A 6,000-nucleotide genomic window follows, 5' to 3' on the forward strand; every position below is an offset into this window, starting at 1 on the left:
TCTTCTCTTTATACAGAGAAGAGCGGTTTTTATTGATCTTTATGATGTTACATCATCTTTTACATGTTTGGATAGTTAGGGCCACCGCCACCTTCTGGGGTTACCCACGTGATGTTCTGTGATGGGTCCTTGATGTCACATGTTTTACAATGCACGCAGTTCTGCGCATTGATGACGAATTTGGCGCCTTCAGCATCTTTGACCACTTCATATACACCCGCTGGACAATACAAGCGTGCAGGCTCAGCATAGAGCGGTAAGTTGATAGAGATAGGCACGGTTGGATCAGTCAGCTTCAGATGCGTTGGTTGATCCTCTGCATGGTTGGTATTTGAGATGAATACCGATGACAATTTATCAAACACCAGCTTGCCATCAGGCTTGAGATAAGTCGGCTGATAAGCATGGTTGGCGCGCTCTAACTGATCGTAATCTGGTACATTATCATGCAAGGTCAGTGGCATTTTGCCTTTTAATAAGTTGTGCTCGATAAAGGTGAAAGCACCGCCCATAAACAGACCCATGCGGTGGATTGCAGGAGAGAAGTTGCGTGCCTCATAGTTGTCTTGATAGAGCCATGATTCTTTGTACATGGTGCTATAAGCCACTACTTCGTCATGCTGACGCTCTGCCTGTAGCGCCTCAAAGATCGCTTCGGCGGCGAGCATGCCTGACTTCATCGAGGTATGGGTGCCTTTGATTTTTGCGGGGTTCAAGAAACCAGCATCATCACCCACCAACACACCGCCTGGGAATGTGAATTTTGGTAATGAGTTAAGCCCGCCTTTAGTCAAAGCACGTGCGCCATAAGAAATACGCTTACCACCTTCTAAAACACGCTTGATAACAGGATGGGTCTTCAAGCGCTGCATCTCATCAAATGGCGACATGTAAGGGTTGTGATAAGACAGATCCGCTACTAAGCCAAAGCTCACTTGGTTGTTTTCATCGAAGTACAACCACCATCCGCCAGTTGAGCCGGTTTCAGTTAATGGCCAGCCAAGACCGTGCATGACCACGCCTTGCTCATGCTTGTCAGGCTCGACTTCCCACAGCTCTTTTAGACCGATACCATAATGCTGAGGATCGGAGTCTTTATCTAGATCAAAACGACTGATTAAGCGTTTGCCCAAGTGTCCACGGCTGCCTTCGGCAAAAATAGTGTATTTGGCCAGCAGCTCATAGCCAGGCTCGAAGCTTGGCTTGGCTTCGCCATTGGCAGCCACACCCATATCACCAGTCAAAATCCCTTTTACCGAACCATCGTCATTGTATAAGATGTCATCGGCAGGGAATCCTGGGAACATCATCACTTCAAGCTCTTCTGCCTGTACAGCCAACCAACGAACCACATTGCCTAATGAGACAATGTAGTTACCGTCATTATGCATTGGGCCTGGAATCAATGAGTGCGGTACTTGAGTTGAACGTGTGGCAGAGTTTAGATAATAAAACCGATCTTCCGTCGCTGGTACGTTAAGCGGTGCGCCTTTTTCTTTCCAGTCTGGAATCAGCTCGTTTAGAGCGCGTGGCTCGATGACTGCACCAGACAACGTATGGGCACCAAACTCAGAGCCTTTTTCGACCACACACACCATAAATTCATCGTTACCGGCTTCAATAGCGAGCTGACGTAAACGAATAGCCGCAGAGAGACCTGCAGGTCCACCACCAACGATGATGACATCGAACTCCATGGACTCACGCTCGATCTCAGGTTCCGGCTCTACGACTGGCGCTGCCGTCTCTGTTACTACTGGTGCGTCAGCGTCTACAGTAGTGCTGTCTACAACTGGCGCTTGATTGTCTTGCTCTTGCATACCTACTCCTAAACTTTAGTGGCTTATCTCAGGGCATCATTAGCGTAACAACCGAATAATAGATTTGCGGCGCTAACGTCACTCAGACATATGGCTGCCCGATAAAAATGTGTCATCAATACAAAATCCACTTGACCATTTCAATAAAAAATCGTTACTCATTATAAAAGAAAAGTCCTACAAACACGATACGCATTTATGAGCAACGGTGTTAAGGTTATATTGAAACAATAAGGGTGTTTAGATGATAAAGCTTCATCATACCCGAAACGAAAATTTATAGTAATAATAGATTTGCCAAACTTTGAATACTAGATAAAGGATTGTGCGATGAATAATGATAACAATTATACTGATGGGAATAACGGAAATAATTTGGAAGCCCCAGTCAATAAGACCTCCAGTCTAAATAATATGAATGCCCTCAGCCAATATCTCAAATCAACCGCTGCCACTCGTGAAGGGAGGGCAATACCGCCGCTTGATAAATGGCATCCAGAAAATATTGCCGATATGGATCTGGTGATAAAAGCAAATGGCGAGTGGTGGCATGAGGGTGGGAAAATGACCAGACAGTCACTCGTCAATCTCTTTGCAACCATCTTGTGGAAAGAAGAGAACGACGGTGTAACCGAATATTTTTTGAAAACTCCTGTGCAAAAAATTCGTATTCAAGTAGAAGATGTGCCATTGCTGATCAATGATGTCGGTATCGTAAAAGAAAATGAGGTGAGCTGGTTGGAGTTTGTGACCACCACCGGTGACGTGGTGCGCTTGGACGATGAGCATCCCATTAGCTTACAAGCATATCAGCCTGATAATGCCGCAGACCGTATAGATGAGTCGCAAGTACGCCCTTATATGCCAGTAAGAAATGGTCTGAACGCGCTGATTGGACGAAATACCTTTTATCATTTGACGGAGATTGGTGAACTAACAGAGCATGATGGTAAGACGATGTTGACGTTACAAAGCGGTGGGAAGTCTTACTCTATAACTATGCCAGACCGTTAAACGTTAATACATCAACAGCAGTATTTATAGATTATGACAATAAAATCCATTTCATCAGTGGAGATGTCATAATACAAGAAACGCAGATATCTCTGATTGAGTAGAAATCAGAGATAATATAGAGATGATGATATGTATCTAAAAGTGGCGGTGAAGTAACGATGGCGAGTGCTGCAAATCAGATGACAACAAGTCAAGCAAATATAGAGCACACAAATATTTTGGATAGTCATGTGCTGTCAAACACTTCTATTAACAATGCTGGCATGAATGCAATGGTTATCGATGCAACCAGCACTGATGATGCCCAACGTGCTCCGATAGGACTATTCGATTCGGGGATTGGCGGCTTATCGGTTTATTTGCATTTAGCCCAGCAACTACCTAATGAGCGCTATATATATTACGCTGATACCTTAAATGTCCCTTATGGCAACCGCGAGAGCGATGATATCGAGTCGCTCACGCTAAAAGCCGTTGAATGGCTGCATAAGCAAGGCTGTAAGCTGATTGTGATCGCTTGTAATAGCGCATCAGCTTATGCCCTAGATACAGCGAGACGCTCTTATCCGAATATGCCTATTGTAGGTCTAGTACCAGCGTTAAAGCCTGCGATATTGGCAAGCAACAGCGGTCATGTCGCGGTATTGGCCACGAAAGCGACGCTCAATGGCCGGCTGCTTAATGACGTTATTACCAATTTTGCCAATCCAAATGGTACGGTGGTGACAAAATATTTTGATCCACAGCTGGTACCTTGGGTTGAGGCTGGCATGCCATTACAAGATGAGACCGCGCAGCGCTTGCGCCAACAAATACAAGTATTTGCAAATGAAGGAATTGATCATCTCGTGCTAGGCTGTACACATTATCCATTTTTTAAATCGTTTTTATTAGACGAAATTGCGCAGCAGCAGTTGGCCATACAGGTGGTTGACTCTGGGCAAGCCATCGCTGAACGAGTCAAGCAACTTTTGAGCGAAAGTAAACTCTCCACGGCTTTTTTGGACAAGACAAGTATTCATAATCTGAATACAATCGATATGACAAATGTTGATATTAGACAGCCATTAACTTTCCATGCGACTAAATATAGTGATAGACTAAGCGCTTTGATTGAGCGTTTACTTGGTCAAGAGACTATACTGCAATACTATTCTGAGTAATGGTTAGCAAAGATATTTATGCAAAAACCTTTATTGCAGCATGGATGTGGTTAAAATACGTCGAATGTATTTTCGCAAGACTGTGCGAGTTGATACAAAACAAGATATTTTTGCTCTATTTCGTTCTATTCCCTTTTATGCCGCAACCTAAGCTCAGAGGTAATCGTGCCACATCGCCGCTATCACATTCATGTTATATGTGCTGATAATGATCAATTATTGGTCTTGGACAGCGTAGCGATATTTTTTCAAGTACGGGCGTTTTTGACTTATGACGTGTCTAGTAAGTTGCCAAAAGCTTCGCTATATGGTCGACAATGTATTGATTCTTGTGATTATGCATTGATGATCATTGGAGACAGTTACGGAGCCGTACAAAAGACAGGCGTGAGCCAAATGCATTTGAGTTACCTGAATGCCAAAGCTAAAGCCAAGCCCCTACTGATTTTCATCAAAAATCACTACCAAGAAACGGGTGTCAGTCGCCAATTACAAGAACTGATTAAACTCGTCTCTAGGCAAGAAAATCAGATTTATTACTATGATACAGAGGACGATATCGAAGCGTTACTCGTACAAGCCTACTACAGCGCAGTAGCCAGTCATAAAGTGAGAGGTGGCTGGGTGAGAGCGACTGAGGAGATGATTAAATTTAGTCGACAAACGGTCGCCGAAAGACTTGCTGATCTCTTATCTAAGAATACTAATACTAATACTAATACCAAGAAAGAACGTTCTGTTGATGAGGGTTTTGCGGCTGACAATGTTAGCAAACCAATTGTATTGACACAAACGTTTGATGTGCAATATAGTGCTCAAGCTTATGAAGGTGGTAACTTGAAGGATGTTACCAGAGAAGTAATATTATCTTGGCAAGAAGTATTAATCACCTTAATGAAAATACCGTCTACATTTTCGAGCTACGGGCTACAAAATGCCATTAATCGTCTGATCGCGCCAAAAGCTGAGATAGATATCAAAAACGATATGCCAAACGTTCACGCTGTCTCACGCTGCCAAATCTCTCAAGATGATCTCAATAACCTACAACGTCAGCTAGTAAGCGCCAACTGGATACAATTAACAACCTACGGTACACGTTTGTCACAAGAGCTTTGGAAGCTTACTTTTCATGCCAGAAGCCTACTAGAAAATGAAGATTCTCAAACGTCTGAATAAGATCCATCCTCATGACTGCTACCCTTTAATATCATCAAAAATTCTCTGCAGAAATGCTCACGGTGACCATGACTACGTTTTGTAATACAAAGCATACGCGGCAATGGTTGTGAATCGACTCAAGACTCGTGATAATAATAGCCATCAGATACGAGAATTTGTGTCAGAATTAAAAATACATAAAACGTACTACACTATTGATCGATTAAGGAGAGCACACAATGAGTAACGCTAAAAATGACGAGTTATTAAGAGAGCTTGATGGTCTAGAGAAAAACATGCATGACGCTGATCAATTTCATACACTAGAAGAACAAGTGGCAGATATGAAACGTCGCGGTATCGACCCTAGCCAAGCCTACAAAGATTTGGATAGAAAAGCAGAAGATGAAGACTGGGGTGATGCGACTTGGAAAGAAAATGGCAAGTGGGAGCCAAAAACGGCTGCTGATCTAGATGATAACGCTCGTGAAAACTGGGACGGTGACAACGGTAAGCCAAACCCGCCACCCATTGTCTAAATCTTTCTTTAAATATCGATGTGATAGGTGAAGGTCTTCACTAGGCACCAAACATAAAAAAGCCACGCTAATTTGAACTGCCCCCCATAAGTTGGACACAACTTATGGGGTATTTTTATGCGCTACGATCTAGACTTTAAGCTTGAAGTCATCGCATACTATATGCAAGGACATACTGGTCGTGCTACAGCTGAGGAATTTAACCTAGATAATAAGATAGTTATCAAATGGGTTAAGCAATATCAAAGCGGTGGTATTGAAGCTATCAAACCAAAGACCAGCAAAGCTTACTATAGTCAC

Annotated in this window: 6 protein-coding genes; 5 read left to right on the forward strand and 1 reads right to left on the reverse strand. The window is 43.2% G+C overall.

The genetic code is table 11. The features are described from left to right. Positions 1-59 precede the first annotated feature (59 nt). Positions 60-1,697 (reverse strand): electron transfer flavoprotein-ubiquinone oxidoreductase, encoded by a 1,638-nt coding sequence (locus HL061_RS09855; protein WP_071003749.1) that lies wholly within the window; start codon positions 1,695-1,697, stop codon positions 60-62. Between the two features lie 453 nt (positions 1,698-2,150). Here HL061_RS09855 and HL061_RS09860 point away from each other — a divergent pair, with 453 nt between their 5' ends. From HL061_RS09860 to HL061_RS09880, 5 genes are all read left to right on the forward strand, one after another. Next, on the forward strand, positions 2,151-2,834 hold the full coding sequence (locus HL061_RS09860) for a DUF1285 domain-containing protein (protein WP_186473513.1): 684 nt from the start codon (positions 2,151-2,153) through the stop codon (positions 2,832-2,834). Between the two features lie 266 nt (positions 2,835-3,100). Beyond that, complete coding sequence (gene murI / locus HL061_RS09865) at positions 3,101-4,000, forward strand: glutamate racemase (RefSeq protein ID WP_252962783.1); 900 nt, start codon at positions 3,101-3,103, stop codon at positions 3,998-4,000. Between the two features lie 165 nt (positions 4,001-4,165). Beyond that, complete coding sequence (locus tag HL061_RS09870; RefSeq protein ID WP_071002868.1) at positions 4,166-5,179, forward strand: DUF4062 domain-containing protein; 1,014 nt, start codon at positions 4,166-4,168, stop codon at positions 5,177-5,179. Positions 5,180-5,400: 221 nt separating this feature from the next. After that, entirely contained in the window at positions 5,401-5,700 is a 300-nt protein-coding gene (locus HL061_RS09875) for a hypothetical protein (protein WP_058024783.1), read from the forward strand. Between the two features lie 117 nt (positions 5,701-5,817). Continuing rightward, the coding region (locus HL061_RS09880) for a helix-turn-helix domain-containing protein (protein ID WP_252962778.1) at positions 5,818-6,000 on the forward strand (183 nt) is incomplete at its 3' end.

It is taken from the genome of Psychrobacter sp. PSP, assembly GCF_024085615.1.
In the GTDB taxonomy this organism is placed as follows: domain Bacteria; phylum Pseudomonadota; class Gammaproteobacteria; order Pseudomonadales; family Moraxellaceae; genus Psychrobacter; species Psychrobacter pacificensis.

Bases quoted from the DNA above. Each gene is read 5' to 3' on its own strand.
- HL061_RS09875 (WP_058024783.1), top strand. From the start codon at position 5,401: ATGAGTAACGCTAAAAATGACGAGTTATTAAGAGAGCTTGATGGTCTA.
- murI (WP_252962783.1), top strand. From the start codon at position 3,101: ATGAATGCAATGGTTATCGATGCAACCAGCACTGATGATGCCCAACGT.
- HL061_RS09860 (WP_186473513.1), top strand. From the start codon at position 2,151: ATGAATAATGATAACAATTATACTGATGGGAATAACGGAAATAATTTG.
- HL061_RS09855 (WP_071003749.1), bottom strand. From the start codon at position 1,697: ATGGAGTTCGATGTCATCATCGTTGGTGGTGGACCTGCAGGTCTCTCT.